The following is a 17,036-nucleotide window of genomic DNA, read 5'->3' on the forward strand; positions in this document are numbered from 1 at the left end:
GTGCCTCGGCGGCCGCGCGGGGCGTGGCCGGCGGCGCCTCCGCCCGCGCCGTCGAGCAGGGGCTGGGCCGCAGGGCCGCGACCGGCCAGTCCTTCGACGAGGCCGAGACCGACCTCGACCTGGAGGAGATCGACGCCCAGCGCGACGAACAGCTTCAGCAGATCGCCAACGACCGGCGCGAGAACCTGCTGGACGCGACCGGCCGGCGCCAGCGCGCCTCGCTGGGCATTCTGGACCAGCTCCAGGGCCGCAGCATCTTCTGATCCCCGCGCCATCCCCCAAAAGGACATTTCGCGATGACCGACATCACAGTGGGCGATACGCGGCCGTTCGTGCAGTACGTGGCGGACGGCGTGCAGACCGCCTTCACCTATCCCTTCCCGATCCTGGCCCCCGCCGACCTGGTCGTCGTTTTCGACGACGGGACGGCGCCCGGCGCGCATACCGTCAACGGGACCGGGCGGTCCGACGGTGGCACCGTCACCTTTTCCTCGCCGCCGCCGGCGGACACGCGGATCACGCTCTACCGCGACATGCCGGTGGAGCGCGCGACGGACTTCGTCGAATCCGGGGAATTCCGGGCCAGCGCGTTGAACGACGAGCTGGACCGCCTTGCCCTCATGGTGCAGCAGGTCGAAGCCAGGGACGCCAACGCCCTGCGCCGCGCCCCGCACGACGAGGACGGGCCGCTGGAACTGCCGCCGCGCGCGGCGCGCGAGAACACCGTCCTGGCGTTCGACGCGCAGGGCTGGCCGACGGTGCTCGCCGATCCGGTCCTGGCGGCCGCGCAGGCCAGCGACAGCGCCGATGCCGCCGCGCAGTCCGCCACCGACGCCACGAATGCCGTGGACCAGGCCCAGCAGCACCGCGACGCGGCCCAGACCGCCGCCGGCGACGCCGCGGGCAGCGAGACGAATGCTGGTGCCAGCGCCTCGGCCGCCGCCGCGTCGGAAGCCAAGGCGCAAGATTGGGCCGAAACCGCGCCCGACGTCGAGGTCGAGAGCGGCGCCTTCTCGGCCCGGCACTGGGCCAGCAAGGCCGAGGACGCATCCGTCAACATGCCGGCGGAGCGGCTGCGCGGTGACCTGGCGATACAGCGCGTGCGCTGGACCGCCCTGGTGCCAACGGTCGAGCCGATGCCGGCCTGGAGCGTCGATTTCCTCCTGGGCCTTGGCCTCGACGGCTTGAGCGTCAGCCGCGCCGGCCCGGCGATGTACCACGACGCGCGGGGCCAGCTCGTCACCGCCGGCAGCGACGAGCTGCGGATCGACCACGATCCCGTCACCTGGGAGCCGCTGGGCGCCTTGATCGAGGCCGCGCGCACCAACTTCCTGCACGACAGCCTGAACCCGGCCAGCCAGACGCGCACGCTTGCCGCCGGGACCTACACGCTTTCGCTCAAGGGCAGCGGAAGTTGTACCCTGTCGGGGGCGGCCAGCGGCACGGCGAACGAAGGCGCGCCGGTGACCTTCACGCTGGCCTCCTCCGGCGACGTGACCTTCGGTGTCGGCGGATCGCTGCAAGCCTTCCAGTGCGAGGACGGCGCCTCGGCCACCAGCTTCATCGAGACGCCCGCCGGCGGCGGCGCTAGCCGGGCCGCCGACATCGTGACCGCAAACAGCGTCGACTGGCTGCGTGCGGCGGGGCTCAGCGTCGTCGCCGAGGCGCGGCTGGCCGACGTTGCCGCCGCGGGCGCGCTGCGCCTGGTGTCGCTCGACACCGGCGGCGACCCGGACCGGCACAACCTCTACTGGAACGGCTCCAGCGGCCGGGTCGAAGTGTTCACGAAGAGCGGCGGCGCCTCGCAGGGCAGCCTGGGGGCGCTGACCGCCGGCTGGTCCGACGGCGAGAGCCACAGGCTCGCAATCGCCGTCGGCGGCGGTCAGCGCAAGCTGTTCGCGGACGGGACCAAGGCCGACGCGGACACGATTGCCGAGCCCGCCGCGCCAACGTTCCTGCGCATCGGCAGCTACCACGCCGGCAACCAGTGGAACGGCCACGTCCGCCGCGTCAGCGTCTGGAACCGGCACCTCGACGACGCCGCGCTGGCCGCGTTGACCGGGTGACACCCCGGTACACCGTCCTGCAATCCCTCACCGGCCCCGTTGACAGGAAGGATAAGACAGCATGACCCACGCGCCCGACGACGCGCGGGGCGAGGTCGCCGAAGCCTTGCCCGCGCTGGTCCGGCAAGCCCTGGCCCGCTACACGGAATTCGCGCGGTCCTTCGACGACAAGGACGCCAACGACAAGGAGAAGCACGACAAGGAGAAAGAGGCCAAGGCGTTCGCCGCCTACCAGTCCGCCTGCAAGGCCGCCGTCGGCCATCTCGACGCGCTGTTCCGGCTGCAACGCCTGGCCGAGCCGCAGAAGGGCGAGGCGGGCGGCGGCGCGGACAGCCGTGGCCGCCGCGAGAACCCGCTGAACGATCTGGTGCGCGAGGCCCGCACCGCCGTCGGCCACATGGAGGACGAGCCGTGAGCGGCGAGCCGCCCACCAAGGTGCCCGGCTTCGTCGAGTTCGTCTGGCTGTGGTACCGCCAGCAGGGCCAGGGGATGCCGCGCCTGCACGCCCGGATGGCGCGCTGGCTGGAGGAGGCCTGGCAAGGCGGCGAGCGCGAGCTGCTGCTGATGGCCTTCCGCAGCGCCGGCAAGTCCACCATCGTCGGCCTGTTCTGCGCCTGGCTGCTGGGCCGCGATCCGTCGCTGCGCATTCTGGTGCTGGCCGCCGACCAGGCGCTTGCCGTGAAGATGGTGCGCAACGTCAAGCGCATCGTGGAGCGCCACGCCTTCCTTGAGCGCCTGAAGCCGGAGCGCCTGGACCAGTGGGCCAGCGACCGCTTCACCGTCGAGCGCCCGCACGAGCTGCGCGACCCGTCGATGCTGGCGCGCGGCATCGGCGCCAATATCACCGGCAGCCGCGCGGATGTCGTGATCTGCGACGACGTGGAGGTGCCGAACACCTGCGAGACGGCGGAGAAGCGCACCGACCTGCGCGAGCGGCTGGCCGAGATCGACTACGTCCTGGTCAGCGGCGGCATGCAGCTCTACGTCGGCACGCCGCACACCTATTACACGATCTATGCCGGGACGCCGCGCACCGACGCAGGCGAGGAGCAGCCCTTCCTCGCCGGCTTCCGGCGGCTGGAGCTGCCGTTATTGGAAGGCGACGGGACCTCGGCGTGGCCCGAGCGGTTTCCGCCGCGCCAGATCGAGTCCATGCGCCGGCGCAGCGGTCCGAACAAGTTCGCCAGCCAGATGCTTTTGCAGCCGGTGAACATCGCCGACGGGCGCCTGGATCCCGACAAGCTGGTGTTCTACGACGGCGAACTGGACTACGCCGAGGGCAACCGCGAGGCGGTGCTGACCCTGGCCGGGCGGCGTCTGGTTTCCGCAAGCTGCTGGTGGGACCCGTCCTACGGCTCGCCGCGCGGCGGCGACGGCAGCGTCATCGCCGCCGTCTTCGTCGATGGCGAGGGGCGGTACTACCTGCACCGCATCGCCTATCTGACGCACGATTCGGCGAAGCTGGCCGAGGTCGACGAGGCGACGCAGCAGTGCCGCGCCGCCGCCCGCTTCGCGCGGTCGCTCTACCTGCCGTGCATCACGCTGGAGACCAACGGGCTGGGCCGCTTCCTGCCGGGCCTGCTGCGCCGGGAGCTGTCGGCCATGGGCGTGCCCTGCGCGGTGCGGGAGATCGCCACGCACCGTTCCAAGGACGTCCGCATCCTGGAGGCCTTCGACGCCCCGCTGGCCGCTGGCGCGTTGCACGCCCACCGCGGCATCCGCGAGACACCGTTCCTGCGCGAGATGCGGGAGTGGCGGCCCGGCGCCACCGGCGTCCGCGACGACGGCCTGGACGCTGTCGCGGGCTGCCTGTTCACCGAACCCGTCCGCCTGCCGCGCCAGGCATCGTCGGGCCGCTGGAACTGGCGGCCGGGGGCGGGCGGCATCTCCGCGCCCAGCGATTTCGAGGTGTGAGCGGGGCGCGAGAGTACTTCGTCGGCAAGGCAGGCAGCTTCCCCTTCACCCTGTCCCTCTCCCCCGACGCGGGGGAGAGGGAACGACAAACGCGCGGGCATTCGAACATGGCCGTCCCGCCGCCGAGTGGCCGTGACGGTGCGCTTATCGTCCCCTCGCCCCGCTTGAGAGGGGAGAGGGACAGGGTGAGGGGCGCCCCGGTGCCGAAGACATCCCCAACAATCCCAAACCCAATCAGGAGCCATCGATGACGCAGTTCTGGACGATGAACTTCGCCTGGTGGATCGCCGTGGTCGAGATACCGGCGATGACCGGGCTGTTCCTACTGATTTGGCGCATCAAGCGGGAGCTGCATGAGACCCTGGACGCCGTCCGCCGGCGCCTGGAGGACGAGCAGGCCGAGCAGCGCCAGCAGCTTGCCGCCTACAAGGTCGAGGTGGCGACCACCTACGCCTCGATCCCCGCCCTGCGCGACACCGAGGGGCGGCTGACGTCGCATCTGGTGCGTATCGAGAAGAAGCTGGATTCCCTGGGCTTCCCGGCGATGGGAGAGCGGGAATGAAGGCGGCCCGGGCGGCGAGGTCGCTGGTGGCGATGTACCGCACGCCGCCGGTGCCGGAGGCGGACCCGGCCGAGCTGGATGCCGCCTGGATCGCCCATCGCCTGTTCGCTTCCCACGCTGACGAGCCGGTGCGCACGCTGGAAGCGCTGGCGGTCGCCGAGGCCAACCGGCTGCGCCGGCAGGCGGGGCGGGAGCGGCTTTATCCGAAGCTGCCGGCGCCGCCGGACGACGACGCGCGCTACCGCGCCTGCCTGCGCACGGCGCGTCGGGCGCTTGCCGGTGCGCTGCCCGGCTACATCGGCGGGGCGACCCACTATCACCGCCGCAACGTCGAGCCGCGCTGGGCGGCGCAAATGACGCCGGCGGCCGAAGTCGGCGACTTCATTTTCTACGAGCGGGAGGATTGAGCCGTGCTGCCAGCCATACTCGCCCAGATCGGCCTGCCGATCCTGACGCGCGTCGTCTCCAGCGGGCTGTCGGCCATCGACGATCCGGCGGCCAGGGCGGCGTCGAAGGCGCTTGGCGAAGTCGGCGACGCGCTTGCAGGCGACCGCGTTGCGCCGGAGCAGCTTGCCGCCGCCAACCGCCATGTCGAAGCGATGACCCGCCTGTCGGTGGAGCGCGAGACCGGCGTCCTGGCCCAGATCAACGAGACCATGCGCACCGAGGCGCGCAGCGAGGACGCCTATGTGCGCCGCTGGCGGCCCACCTTCGGCTACGCGGTGGCGGTGACCTGGACGGTGCAGATGGCGGGCCTGACCTACGCCGTCGTCATGACCCCGAAGCACGCCGGCGAGATCCTGGCGGCGATGACGCACCTCTCGGTGATCTGGAGTGTTGCGCTGTCGGTGCTGGGCATCAACGTCGCCAAGCGCTCGCAGGACAAGGCGGTCGCCGCCGGGCGGACGCCCGCGCCAAGTCTGGTGCAGCGTCTGACGGCGCCGATTCTTGGCGGCAGCGAGCCAGCCGGCGGTGCGCAAGCCGCGAACGCCGCCCCCGCCGTGGCGCCGCAGCGGCCGCCGGGACCGCCGGGCGGTCGATAATGCGAGGGGTGGCGGGAGCGATGCCGGATCGAGTAGCCTCCACCCCGTCATGACAGGGCAGCGCATCTACCATATTTGCCAGCGCACGGCATGGGAGGCGGCAAGGCGCGAGGGTGCCTATCGCGGCTCCGACCTGGACCTGCGCGACGGCTTCATCCACTTCTCCACCGCCGCGCAGGCGGTCGAGACGGCCAAGGTGCATCTGGCCGGGCAGGACGGCCTCGTGCTGCTGGAGGTCGATCCGGCGGCGCTGGGCGACGCCCTGCGCTGGGAGGCCTCGCGCGGCGGCCAGGCTTTCCCGCACCTCTACGCCGCCTTGCCCGTGGCGGCCGTGGTTGCGGTTCACGACCTGCCGCTGGGGCCGGACGGCCGCCACATCTTCCCGCCGCTGTAGCCGGAGGGCAGGTTGGATATCTACTCTGCGGCCGTCCCCCTGCTTCGCTGCCTCGACCCGGAGACCGCGCACAACTTGACGCTGCGAGCGTTGCGGCTGGGCCTCGGCCCCCGGCAGCGCGAGGCGGACGACCCAATCCTGTCGCAGACGCTGTGGGGCCGGCGGTTTCCCAATCCGGTCGGCATCGCGGCCGGCTTCGACAAGGACGCGGTGGCGATAGGTCCGCTGCTGGACCTCGGATTCGGCTTCGTCGAGGTGGGCAGCGTCACCCCGCGCCCGCAGCCCGGCAACCCGCGCCCGCGCGTCTTCCGCCTGCCCGGGGACGGGGCCGTCATCAACCGCTACGGGTTCAACAGCGCCGGTGCCGGGGCCGTGGCGGCGAACCTGCGGGCCTTTCGCGCCGGCGGCCGCAAGGGCATCGTCGGCGTCAACCTGGGCAAGAACCGCGACAGCGAGGACGCCGCCGCCGACTACGAAGCTGGCGTGCGCGCTCTGGCCGGCTACGCCGATTACGTCGTCGTCAACGTCTCTTCCCCGAACACGCCCGGCCTGCGGGCGCTGCAGGGGCGCCGGGAACTGGCGGCGCTGCTGGCCCGCGTGCAGGACGCCTTGCGGGAAACGGTGCCGGACGCGACGCCGCCGCTGCTGCTCAAGATCGCGCCCGACCTGACCGTTGCCGACCGCGAGGATATCGCCGGCGTCGTGCTGGAACGCGAACTCGACGGGCTAATTGTTTCGAACACCACGATCGAGCGTCCCGCCGACCTGAAGGGCCGGCACCGCGACGAGCGCGGCGGGCTGAGCGGCCGCCCGCTGTTCCATCCCTCCACCCGGCTGCTGGGCGAGATGTATCGCCTGACCGGCGGGGGCGTGCCGCTGATCGGCGTGGGCGGCATCGCAAGCGGTGCCGATGCTTACGAAAAGATCCGGGCGGGCGCCAGTCTCGTACAGCTTTACACCGGGCTGGTTTACGCCGGGCCGGGCGCGGTGGCGCGGATCAAACGGGAGCTTGCGGCATGCCTACGCCGGGACGGCCTGAGTTCCATGTCGGAAGCCAGGGACATGGACCGATAGATCGCAATTTAGCGGAATATTCCTCGCGTAACTTCAACTTTTTGTGTTTTGTGCTGTTAAGCCCGTGATGACAATTACGGGTTTAGCAAATCATGCGGTGGACATCTCGCGAAGAAGCAGAACTCCGCCACAAAAGGCTAAATATTCTGAGTGCTAAATTAGGTGGGAATTTGGTTTTACCCATGTTAGAGCGAGGCCGCCTTTCCAACGCGGACTACATAACCACAATGAGCCAGACCAAGGCTTACAGCACAGTCGAAGTGCTACATGACCTCTTGACGTCGTGCATGGCCGGCGAGGGGAGCCTTGCCGAGGGCCTTGACCGTATGGACTGCCCGGTCGTCGCCACATCGGCTTCGGAAAGCCCGGAAGAGCAGGTCATCCTCTACGCGAACGACGCGTTCTGCCGGCTTGTCGGACAGCCGCGCGAGCAGCTTTCCGAACGGCCGTTGCATACCGTCTATGCCGAGGGCGTCAGCGCCGACGCGTCGCGGCGCTTTGGCCAGAGCGTGCAGCGCGACGGCGCGAGCCGGATGCTGCTGACTGTGGATACGAACTCGGGCGGCGCGCGGCGTGTGGAGGCGACGGGCCTGCGGGTGGATGCGTCCTCCGGGCTCGGAATGGGCGCTGCTTTCGTCGTTCTGGTGCGGCCGCTGGAGCAGGCGGAGTTGATCCCCGCCGGTGCCCCGGTCCCCGAGAGCTACCGGATCGCGCTTCTGGTCGAGACGTTGTTCCGTCGGTACATCCGCGAAAACTATCGTCAGGGCATGCACCCCGCGCAGTGGTCGGCCCTGCGGTTCTTCAAGCTGTCGCCGCCGGACGAGCGCACGCTGACCAGTTTCGCCAAGGCCCATCACACGACGATGGGCACGGCGTCCACGACGGTCTCCACGCTGGTCGGCAAGGGCTACCTGAAGAAGCACGGGTTTCGCGGACCGATCGAGATCACGCCGGAGGGCGAGAAGGTCCTGCAGCAGGATCCGCTGGGCACGGTGGCCGAGGCGCTGGCCGAAATGCCGGAAGACGAGCGGGCCTGGGCACGCCACACCCTGACGACGCTCGTCGAGGGGCTGGACGGCGACAACGATTGACGCTAACTGCGGGACGAAGTTCCGAAGCGGGCGGGGCTGGCCCGGTGGCCGCGCCCGGTCCCGCTTCCCGTTTCCTGCACGCGTCAATGGTTGGCCAACCCGCGATGACCGACACCCCGCCGATCCTGTCAGGCCTGTCCGAGCTGGCCGACGACTACGATGCCTTCATCCTCGATCTCTGGGGCGTGCTGCACGACGGCGTGCGGGCGTATCCCGAGGCGGTCGAGTGCATGCGCCGCCTGAAGGCGGGCGGCAAGACGCTTCTCGTCCTCTCCAACGCACCCCGGCAGACGGTTCATGTCGCCCGGACGATGGAGCGCCTGGGACTGGACGGCGATCTTTATCACCACCTGATGTCGTCGGGCGAGGATACCTGGCGCCACCTGCGCGACCGGCCAAACGACTGGTACCGCGAACTCGGCCGGCGCATGTATCACTTGGGACCCGAGCGCGACGCCAACATGCAGGAGGGCCTGGACGTCACCCGCGTCGAGGACATCCAGTTCGCCGAATTCCTGCTGAACACCGGGCCGGTCAGCGCCAAGATCGACCTCGATGCGTTGGAGCCGCTGCTGCGCCAGGCCGCCGACCGCGAGCTGCCGATGGTGTGCGCCAATCCCGATCTCGTCGTGATGCGCGGCGGCGAGCGGGAGCTTTGCGCGGGCGCCGTGGCCCGCCGCTACGAAGAGCTGGACGGCGAGGTGCGTTATCACGGCAAGCCGCATCGGGGAATCTACGACACCTGCTTCGACATCCTGGGCGACCCGGACCCGGCGCGGGTTCTGGCCGTCGGCGACACCCTTCGCACCGACATCGCCGGCGCCAACGCGGTCGGCATCGATTCCGTCCTGATCACCGGCGGCATCCACGGCGAGGAATTGAAGGTTCACATGGGCGAGACGCCCCAACCCGGCGACCTGGCCGACCTCTACGCCCGCGAAGCCCAGCAGCCGACCGCCGCGATGGCCGCATTCCGCTGGTGAGATTTCAGTTTATACGATCATAAGTTGAATATTTTCGAACGGACTTGCAAATAGCATGTCCCCATGATTTTTGAGTCGTAGCGCAATAATCGATTCTCCACTCCAAGATCACTCGACATGCAGCTTGCTTTGGCGAAAGCCCGCTACGAAGGTCTGCGTGCCGCCGCTCGGCATGCTACCCAGGAAGCCAGTGCCGATGTCCTTCCGCAGCATAATTGGCGAGACGCGCCCTTCGACCTTTCGCTTTGTCCAATCGATGCTGCTGCTCTTAACTTCTGGGAGGCGTGGTGGCACGGAAAACAATACGATAACGGCGGGCCTGTCGGATTCCCATGGGATGTTCTCGCGGTGCATTTCCGCAAGCGACCGAAACGGTTCGAGGTCGCCTTATGGGGCGGGAGTACCCTTTGTGCCCTGGCCGTTGGTCTCCCCTCGCGTGGAGAAGACAACCTGACCCTGCATTTTCTTGAGAGATACTGGGGCACCAACCCGATTTCTGGATATATCGCTCCGATCGTCATCGATGCCGCGGATAACTATGCCGCGATACTTGGGAAGCGGAGCCTCAAGATAAAGAACCCGGTAAGGGGGGCGGTCCACATTTACGAGACTCTGGGATTCAAACTTGCGACATCAGGCATGGTTCACTCATACTATGCTAAAGAGGTGAAGAAATGAGCCGGTCATCATCAGCATTGGTCCAGGAAAACGCCTTCTTGACGGGTCGGAACGAAAGTTTCCGGTGCGGACTTGAGGTTTTGCGCTCGCGGCGGAGTGTGCTGCAACAGCTTGGCGAAGAGCAGTGGGCGGCGATCGAGCGGCATCGCGGGGCCGAAACGATAGGCACCCGCGAAGATGCCGAGCGGCTGGATATCGACCAGGATTGATTTTCCCGCGATAAGGGACGGACGTTTTCCCTATATAGCGGCTGCCCGAGCGCCTTGCGCAATGCGTGGGCTGGATTGTTGCGACTCCGGGTCAACGCCCGCATAGACGACTTGCCCGCAATCTCGCTATATTTCTTTGCTGCACACGCGAAGGAGGAGCCGAGGTGGCGGATTTTCCGAGGAAGACGCGCGCCGACTGGGAGGCGCTGGCCAAGCGGGAGCTGAAGGGCGAGGATCCCTCGAAGCTGGATTGGCACACGCCCGAGGGCATCGAGGTCAAGCCGCTTTACACCGAGGAAGACCTGGAAGGGCTCGACCACCTGGGCTCGATGCCGGGCTTCCCGCCCTATACGCGCGGGCCGCGGGCGACGATGTACACCAACCGCCCCTGGACGCTGCGCCAGTACGCCGGCTTCTCCACCGCCGAAGAGTCGAACAAGTTCTACCGCGAGGCGCTGGCGAACGGGCAGGCCGGGCTTTCCGTCGCCTTCGACCTGGCCACGCACCGCGGCTACGATTCCGATCATCCGCGTGTCGTCGGCGATGTCGGCAAGGCGGGTGTCGCGATCGATTCCGTGGAGGACATGAAGATCCTCTTCGACCAGGTCCCGCTCGACAAGATGAGCGTGTCGATGACCATGAACGGCGCGGTGCTGCCCGTGATGGCCGGCTACATCGTCGCCGCGGAGGAGCAGGGCGTCGGCCAGGACCAGCTTTCGGGCACGATCCAGAACGACATCCTGAAAGAGTTCATGGTCCGCAACACCTACATCTATCCGCCCGAGCCCTCGATGCGGATCGTTGCGGACATCATCGAGTACACCGCCAATCATATGCCACGGTTCAACTCGATCTCGATTTCCGGCTACCACATGCAGGAGGCCGGCGCCACGGCGGTGCAGGAGCTGGCATTCACCCTGGCCGACGGCCTCGAATACGTGCGCACGGCGAGGGCGCGCGGCCTCGACGTCGATAAATTCGCGCCGAGGTTGTCGTTTTTCTTCGCGATTGGTATGAACTTCTTCATGGAAGCTGCCAAGCTGCGCGCGGCGCGGACCTTGTGGGCACGCCTGATGCGGCAGTTCGAGCCGCGGGACCCGAAATCGCTGGCGCTGCGCACGCACTGCCAGACCTCGGGCGTGTCGCTGGCCGAGCAGGACCCCTACAACAACGTCGTGCGAACGGCCTACGAGGCGCTGGCCGCCGTGCTGGGCGGCACGCAGTCGCTGCACACCAACGCCCTGGACGAGGCGGTGGCGTTGCCAACCCGCTTCTCCGCCCGGATCGCGCGCAACACGCAGCTTATCCTGCAGCACGAGACGGGTGTGGCCAACGTCGTCGATCCGCTGGCCGGCAGCTACTACGTCGAGAGCCTGACGAACGAGCTGATCGAGCAGGCGCAGGCCCTGATCGACGAGGTCGAGGAGCTGGGCGGCATGACCAGGGCGGTCGAGTCCGGCATGCCGAAGATGCGTGTCGAGGAGTCCGCCGCGAAGCGGCAGGCGCGCATCGACCGGGGCGAGGAGGTCATCGTCGGCGTGAACAAGTACCGGCCGGAAGGCCGCGACGAGATCGAGATCCTGGACATCGACAACACCAAGGTTCTTCAGGATCAGGTGAAGAAGCTGGAAAAAGTCCGCGCCAATCGCGACGAGGCGAAGGTGAAGGAGACGCTGGCCGCGTTGACCGAGGGCGCGCGCGACGGCAAGTCGAACCTGCTGGCGCTGTCGATCGAGGCGATGCGGGCCCGGGCGACCGTCGGCGAGGTCTCCGACGCGCTGGAGACGGAGTTCACTCGCCACCGGGCGGTGATCCGCTCAATCTCGGGCGTCTACGGCTCGGCCTACGAAGGCGACGACGGCTTTCGCCGCATTCAGGACGAGGTCGAGGCCTTCGCCCGCGAAGAGGGTCGCCGGCCGCGTATGCTGGTGGTCAAGCTGGGCCAGGACGGCCACGACCGGGGCGCCAAGGTGATCGCAACGGCCTTCGCCGACATCGGCTTCGACGTCGACGTGGGAGCGCTGTTCCAGACGCCGGAGGAAGCCGCGCGGCAGGCCATCGAGAACGACGTTCACGTGATCGGTGTCTCCAGCCAGGCTGCGGCGCACAAGACGCTGGTGCCGCAGCTTCTGGAGGAGCTGAGGAAGGCCGGGGCCGACGACATCATCGTCGTCTGCGGCGGCGTGATTCCGCCGCAGGACTACGATACGCTGCTGAAGTTGGGCGTCAGCGCGGTCTACGGGCCGGGTACCAACATTCCGCACGCCGCCAGCGAGATCATCGGCACCGTGCGCCGGCACCGGGCGGCGGCATAGCGTAAGGAAACGGGCGGGGGGCTCATGGCGGGGCGAGCGCTGGGCTGGTGGGCCGGCCTTACGGTCGGATTGGCGGCGACGGCCGGATGGCTGGCGGCGGGCTGGTGGTACATCGCCACCACGGTCGGCTGGTCGAACGCGCTGATCCTGTTGCCGCACGAACTGGGGGCAATGGCGGCGGGCGTGTTCGCGCCGCTGGCCTTCCTGTGGCTGCTGCTGCTGTTCCTGCTGCGCGGCGGCACGCTGCGGCGCGAGACGCGGGAGCTTCTCAACCGCCTGAACGCCATGACCTATCCGCCGGAGGAGGCGGAGTCGCGCGTCGCCCGCGTCGCCGACTCCCTGCGCGGCCAGGCCGAGAGCCTGGAGCGCACCTCCGACGAGGTCGCCGCCCGCCTGGAGAAGCTGCAACAGGGCTTTCGCAAGCAGTCGCAGGAACTGACGGGTGCGGGTGTGCGTGCCGCCAGCCAGGCGGAGAACGTGCGCGACAGCCTGAAGGACCAGCTTGACAGCCTGACCAGCGTGCGCGGCGAGATCGACCGGCTGTTGAGCGATGCGCGCCAGGCCACCGACACGCAGGCGGACACCCTGACGACGGCGACCAGGGAGGCCTCGCGCACCGCCGAGGAGATCGCGCAGTCCCTGCGTGCGGCCGTGGCGGAGCTGTCCGACGCGCAGACGCAGGCCCGCGATGGCGGCCGCTCCCTGGCCGAGGCGATGGCCGAGCGGGCGCGCGAACTGGAAGACGCCGCCGAGCGGGCGCGGTCCGCCACCGAGGGCGTGCGCGACAGCCTGCAAGGCGATGTCGATACGCTGCGCCGCACGGGCGAGCAGGTCGGCGACCACGCCGCCAGCCTTGGCGAAACGTTGCGCGGGCAGCTTGCCGAGCTGGACACGGCGGGCGAGCGGGCCGTCGAGCGGGTGGAGCGGCTGAGCGATGCCCTGGCCGGGCGCAGCGACGATCTGAGTCGTCTCTCCGGCGAGGTGGCCGAGCGGGCGCAGGCGCTGTCCAGCGACCTGCAGCGGCGGACCGAGGACCTGCGCGACGTCTTCGATACCGCCGAGGCGCGCAGCCGCGGCTTCGGCGAGGCGGTGCGGGCGGAGGCGACGGCCCTGGGCGACAGTGCGGAGCGGCTGCGCGAGCGCGTGCAGCAGACGGCGCAGGGCCTGCAGGGCGACCTGGACGCGGCGCAGGAACGGATGCGCGGCAAGCTGGGCGAGACCGTAGCCGACGTGGAAAGCCGCCTGGACGACGCGCGGCAGGCCGCCACGGCGGGACTGGAGGAAACCGTCGCCGAGGCGGGCCGGCGTCTGGCGGAAGCCGGAGAGGCGACCCGGCGGACGCTGGCCGACAGCACGCGCGGCCTGGAGCAGGACAGCGCGGCGGCGGCCGAGGCCCTTGGCACACGCCTGGACGAGGCGGCGAAAGCCCTGGTGGCCCGCATGGACGAGGGGGCCGGCGACCTGGAGCGCCGCCTGGGCGAGAGCGCCCGCGTCACCGGCGAGCGCATCCGCACGGCGGGCGAGAGCGAGGCTGGCCGCCTGAGCGACGCCGCCGCCTCGGCGGAGCAGAGCCTGCGGCGCATGGGCGAGGAGATCGCCCCGCAGGCGCAGGCACTGGAAGAGGCCGGGCGCCGCGCAGTGGAGCAGTCGCGCGGGGCCGGCGAGACCTTCCGCGAGGAGGCGCGCGCCCTGGGCGAGCTGGCGGCACAGGCCGGCGAGCAGCTTGGCCGCTCCGGCCAGGAGGTGGTGCGCCGGGCCGAACTGATGGGCAAGGCGGCGGAGGCCGCGACCGAGCGCACCGAGCGGCTGTCCGGCGCGCTGCGCGACCAGAGCGCGGAGATCGCCACGGCGTTCAAGCAGGCGCACGAGGAGGCGTCCCGCCTGCGCCGTGCCGCGCAGGAGGAGGTGCGCGACCTGGGCCAGATCTCGGCCGACCTGCGCAACCTGACGCGGGAAATGGGGCAGATGTTGAGCAGCCCCGCCAAGGACCTGCTGGAGATGGCCCGTCAGGCGCGCCAGACCACCGAGGAGATCCGCGAGGAGCTGCGCGCCCAGAAGGCGGACGTGGCGGAAGGCCAGGAGGAGACGCTGGAGCGCCTGACCCGCATGGGCGATCTGGCGGAACAGAAGACCGCGGCCCTGAGCGAGGCGGTGGAGCAGGCGCTGACCCGCACCGGCGACCTGGGCACGGCGATGGAGCGGCGTGGCGAGGCGCTGCAGCGCAGCGTCGAGGAGGTGGCCGAGCGCATAGAGGCCCTGGGCCAGCGCTTCCGCCAGCAGAGCCAGGACCTCGTCAAGGCCTCCGAGGAGGCGGCGGTGCAGGCCCGGCAGGTGCGCGAAAGCGGCATAGAGGGCAAGCGCGAGGTGTTCCTGCGCACCGCCACGGTGATGATCGAGGACCTGAACTCCATGGCCATCGACCTGGATCAGGTGATGGACAGCGACGTTCCCGACGACGTCTGGAAACGCTATCAGCGCGGCGATCGCTCCGTCTTCGCCCGGCGCTTGCTAAGCCGGCGCGACCGCTTTACGCATGGCGAGATCGAGCGACTTTACGAATCGGACGGCCAGTTCCGCGACAAGGCGACCCGTTACATGAGCCAGTTCGAATCCCTCTTGAGCCAGGCCAGCAACTGCGATCCGGAGAACGTGCTGAGCGCGACCTTCATGACGGCGGACGTCGGCAAGCTGTATCTTCTGCTGGCACGCTCGCTCGGCCGTCAGCAGTAGCTACCGAGGTATGCGCCCCACCACGGTTGACCACAAGCTGGCCTGGCGCCAGCAAATCGACGTGATCCGCCGCCTGCTGCCCTACCTGTGGCCGCGGGACCGGAAGGATTTGCGCCTGCGCGTGATGGCGGCCGTCGTGCTGCTGATCCTGGCCAAGGTCGCCAACGTCTACGTTCCCATCGTTCTCAAGTACGCGACCGACGCGCTGTCGCCGAACGCCGAGAACGTTCTGGTGGCGGTGCCGCTGGGCTTGCTGCTGGCGTATGGCGCGGTCAGGATGGCCGCGCGCGGCTTCGGCGAGATTCGCGATGCGGTGTTCGCCCGCGTGGCGCAGCACGCGATCCGCCAGGTGGGCTTGCAGGTGTTCCGACATCTGCACCGGCTCAGCCTGCGGTTCCATCTGGATCGGCGCACCGGCGGCCTCAGCCGCGCGATCGAGCGCGGGACGAAGGGCATCGAGTTCCTGCTGACCTTCGTGCTGTTCAACATCGCGCCCACGATCATCGAGATCCTGTTCGTCTGCGGCATCCTGTGGTGGATGTTCGACTGGCGCTTCGCCGCCGTCACCATCGTCTCCATCGCAGGCTACGTCGCGCTGACCTTCCGCCTGACGGAATGGCGCATCCGCTTCCGCCGCGAGATGAACACCGCCGACAGCGACGCCAACACCCGCGCCATCGACAGCCTGCTGAACTTCGAGACGGTCAAGTCGTTCAACAACGAGGCGCACGAGGCGCGGCGCTACGACAAGGGCCTGCGCATCTACGAGGATGCGGCGACGAAGAGCCGGGTCTCGCTTTCGGCGCTGAATGGGGCGCAGGGGGTGGTCCTTGCCATCGGTATCACCGCGATCATGACGCTGGCCGCTTTCGGCGTGGCGGCGGGAAACATGACGGTGGGCGATTTCGTCATGGTGAACGCCTATCTGATCCAGCTTTCCGTGCCGCTGAACCTGCTGGGCACCGTCTATCGCGAGATCAAGCAGTCGCTGGTGGACATGGAGGCGATGTTCGACCTGCTGGACCAGCCGCCGGAAGTGATGGACAAGCCGGATGCGCGGCCGCTGGAGATCAGCGACGGGCACGTCGAGTTCGACAACGTCGATTTCGGCTACGACCCCAGGCGGCCGATCCTGCACGGCATCGAATTCGCCGTGCCGGCCGGGCGGCGGGTGGCGGTCGTCGGCCCGTCGGGGGCGGGGAAGTCCACGATCAGCCGGCTGCTGTTCCGCTTCTACGACGTCACCGGCGGGGCCATTCGGATCGACGGCCAGGACATCCGCGAGGTGACGCAGGACAGCCTGCGCGCGGCCATCGGCATCGTCCCGCAGGACACCGTGCTGTTCAACGACACCATCTTCTACAACATCGCCTACGGCCGGCCCGGCGCCAGCGCGGAGGAGGTTCACGAGGCCGCGCGGCTGGCGCGCATCCACGATTTCATCATGGCGCTGCCGGATGGCTATGACAGCGTCGTGGGCGAGCGCGGCCTGAAGCTCTCCGGCGGCGAGAAGCAGCGCGTCGCCATCGCCCGCGCCATCCTGAAGCAGCCGCGCATCATGCTGTTCGACGAGGCGACCTCGGCGCTGGACACCAAGACCGAACGCGAGATCCAGACCTCGCTGGCGGAGGTGGCGCGCGGGCGCACCACGCTGGTGGTGGCGCACCGCCTGTCCACCGTGGTCGACGCCGACGAGATCCTGGTGCTGGAACAGGGCCGCATCGTCGAGCGCGGCCGCCACGCCGACCTGATCCGCGCCGGCGGCGCCTACGCCGTGATGTGGGCCCGCCAGCAAGCCGGCGGCGACGAGAACGAGGCGGCGGAGGCGGAGGTGCGGGCGGCGGAAACCCGGCGGCGGGCGTGATTCCCCTTGTGTCTTTGAATTTTGGCAGGATGGGCGGTGACGCGGTGCCGGGTCATGACCCGGCACCGCGTTGCGGCCGTGAGCCCGTTACCCCCTTGGCCTGGATACCGCGG

At 69.1% G+C, this 17,036-nt stretch carries 15 protein-coding genes; all 15 read left to right on the plus strand.

Going from position 1 to position 17,036, the window contains the following annotated elements; genetic code table 11:
- Positions 1-263 (plus strand): hypothetical protein (locus DRB17_RS20385; protein ID WP_161958902.1); only part of this gene is annotated, 263 nt, incomplete at its 5' end.
- Positions 264-296: 33 nt separating this feature from the next.
- Complete coding sequence (locus tag DRB17_RS19250; protein ID WP_114583860.1) at positions 297-2,066, plus strand: LamG-like jellyroll fold domain-containing protein; 1,770 nt, start codon at positions 297-299, stop codon at positions 2,064-2,066.
- Positions 2,067-2,127: 61 nt separating this feature from the next.
- Positions 2,128-2,481: a hypothetical protein gene (locus DRB17_RS19255; RefSeq protein WP_114583861.1), complete on the plus strand. Its 354-nt coding sequence runs from the start codon at positions 2,128-2,130 to the stop codon at positions 2,479-2,481.
- Positions 2,478-3,980: a phage terminase large subunit gene (gene terL / locus DRB17_RS19260; protein ID WP_277738589.1), complete on the plus strand. Its 1,503-nt coding sequence runs from the start codon at positions 2,478-2,480 to the stop codon at positions 3,978-3,980. Before DRB17_RS19255 ends, terL begins: the two co-directional genes overlap by 4 nt.
- A gap of 247 nt (positions 3,981-4,227) precedes the next feature.
- On the plus strand, positions 4,228-4,542 hold the full coding sequence (locus tag DRB17_RS19265; protein ID WP_114583862.1) for a hypothetical protein: 315 nt from the start codon (positions 4,228-4,230) through the stop codon (positions 4,540-4,542).
- Positions 4,539-4,949: a cell wall hydrolase gene (locus DRB17_RS19270; protein WP_114583863.1), complete on the plus strand. Its 411-nt coding sequence runs from the start codon at positions 4,539-4,541 to the stop codon at positions 4,947-4,949. The genes DRB17_RS19265 and DRB17_RS19270 overlap by 4 nt, the downstream gene beginning before the upstream one ends.
- Before the next feature lie 3 nt (positions 4,950-4,952).
- Positions 4,953-5,585 (plus strand): 3TM-type holin, encoded by a 633-nt coding sequence (locus DRB17_RS19275; protein ID WP_114583864.1) that lies wholly within the window; start codon positions 4,953-4,955, stop codon positions 5,583-5,585.
- Positions 5,586-5,634: 49 nt separating this feature from the next.
- Positions 5,635-5,979, plus strand: a complete 345-nt coding sequence (locus DRB17_RS19280) for a DUF952 domain-containing protein (RefSeq protein WP_114583865.1) — start codon at positions 5,635-5,637, stop codon at positions 5,977-5,979.
- A gap of 12 nt (positions 5,980-5,991) precedes the next feature.
- Positions 5,992-7,053, plus strand: coding sequence for a quinone-dependent dihydroorotate dehydrogenase (locus DRB17_RS19285; protein ID WP_114583866.1), 1,062 nt, complete (start codon positions 5,992-5,994; stop codon positions 7,051-7,053).
- Between the two features lie 227 nt (positions 7,054-7,280).
- Positions 7,281-8,144, plus strand: coding sequence for a PAS domain-containing protein (locus tag DRB17_RS19290; protein ID WP_161958903.1), 864 nt, complete (start codon positions 7,281-7,283; stop codon positions 8,142-8,144).
- Between the two features lie 104 nt (positions 8,145-8,248).
- Positions 8,249-9,127: a TIGR01459 family HAD-type hydrolase gene (locus tag DRB17_RS19295; RefSeq protein ID WP_161958904.1), complete on the plus strand. Its 879-nt coding sequence runs from the start codon at positions 8,249-8,251 to the stop codon at positions 9,125-9,127.
- Positions 9,128-9,244: 117 nt separating this feature from the next.
- The gene (locus tag DRB17_RS20095; protein WP_147274971.1) at positions 9,245-9,805 is read left to right on the plus strand and encodes a hypothetical protein; all 561 of its coding nucleotides are present in this window, start codon (positions 9,245-9,247) and stop codon (positions 9,803-9,805) included.
- 373 nt (positions 9,806-10,178) lie between these two features.
- Positions 10,179-12,329 (plus strand): methylmalonyl-CoA mutase, encoded by a 2,151-nt coding sequence (scpA, locus tag DRB17_RS19305; protein WP_114583870.1) that lies wholly within the window; start codon positions 10,179-10,181, stop codon positions 12,327-12,329.
- A 24-nt stretch (positions 12,330-12,353) separates the two neighbouring features.
- Positions 12,354-15,059 carry a hypothetical protein gene (locus tag DRB17_RS19310; protein WP_114583871.1) on the plus strand — a complete coding sequence of 902 codons (2,706 nt, stop codon included), beginning with the start codon at positions 12,354-12,356 and terminating at the stop codon, positions 15,057-15,059.
- Between the two features lie 10 nt (positions 15,060-15,069).
- Complete coding sequence (locus tag DRB17_RS19315; RefSeq protein ID WP_114583872.1) at positions 15,070-16,923, plus strand: ABCB family ABC transporter ATP-binding protein/permease; 1,854 nt, start codon at positions 15,070-15,072, stop codon at positions 16,921-16,923.
- The last annotated feature ends 113 nt before the right edge of the window (positions 16,924-17,036 follow it).

This window comes from Ferruginivarius sediminum, from assembly GCF_003344765.1.
Classification (GTDB): Bacteria; Pseudomonadota; Alphaproteobacteria; order Kiloniellales; family Rhodovibrionaceae; genus Ferruginivarius; species Ferruginivarius sediminum.

Excerpts from the sequence above, each read along its gene's own strand:
- DRB17_RS19250 (WP_114583860.1), top strand. The coding sequence starts at position 297 with ATGACCGACATCACAGTGGGCGATACGCGGCCGTTCGTGCAGTACGTG.
- DRB17_RS19255 (WP_114583861.1), top strand. The coding sequence starts at position 2,128 with ATGACCCACGCGCCCGACGACGCGCGGGGCGAGGTCGCCGAAGCCTTG.
- DRB17_RS19265 (WP_114583862.1), top strand. The coding sequence starts at position 4,228 with ATGACGCAGTTCTGGACGATGAACTTCGCCTGGTGGATCGCCGTGGTC.
- DRB17_RS19270 (WP_114583863.1), top strand. The coding sequence starts at position 4,539 with ATGAAGGCGGCCCGGGCGGCGAGGTCGCTGGTGGCGATGTACCGCACG.
- DRB17_RS19280 (WP_114583865.1), top strand. The coding sequence starts at position 5,635 with ATGACAGGGCAGCGCATCTACCATATTTGCCAGCGCACGGCATGGGAG.
- DRB17_RS19290 (WP_161958903.1), top strand. The coding sequence starts at position 7,281 with ATGAGCCAGACCAAGGCTTACAGCACAGTCGAAGTGCTACATGACCTC.
- DRB17_RS19295 (WP_161958904.1), top strand. The coding sequence starts at position 8,249 with ATGACCGACACCCCGCCGATCCTGTCAGGCCTGTCCGAGCTGGCCGAC.
- DRB17_RS20095 (WP_147274971.1), top strand. The coding sequence starts at position 9,245 with ATGCAGCTTGCTTTGGCGAAAGCCCGCTACGAAGGTCTGCGTGCCGCC.
- DRB17_RS19310 (WP_114583871.1), top strand. The coding sequence starts at position 12,354 with ATGGCGGGGCGAGCGCTGGGCTGGTGGGCCGGCCTTACGGTCGGATTG.
- DRB17_RS19315 (WP_114583872.1), top strand. The coding sequence starts at position 15,070 with ATGCGCCCCACCACGGTTGACCACAAGCTGGCCTGGCGCCAGCAAATC.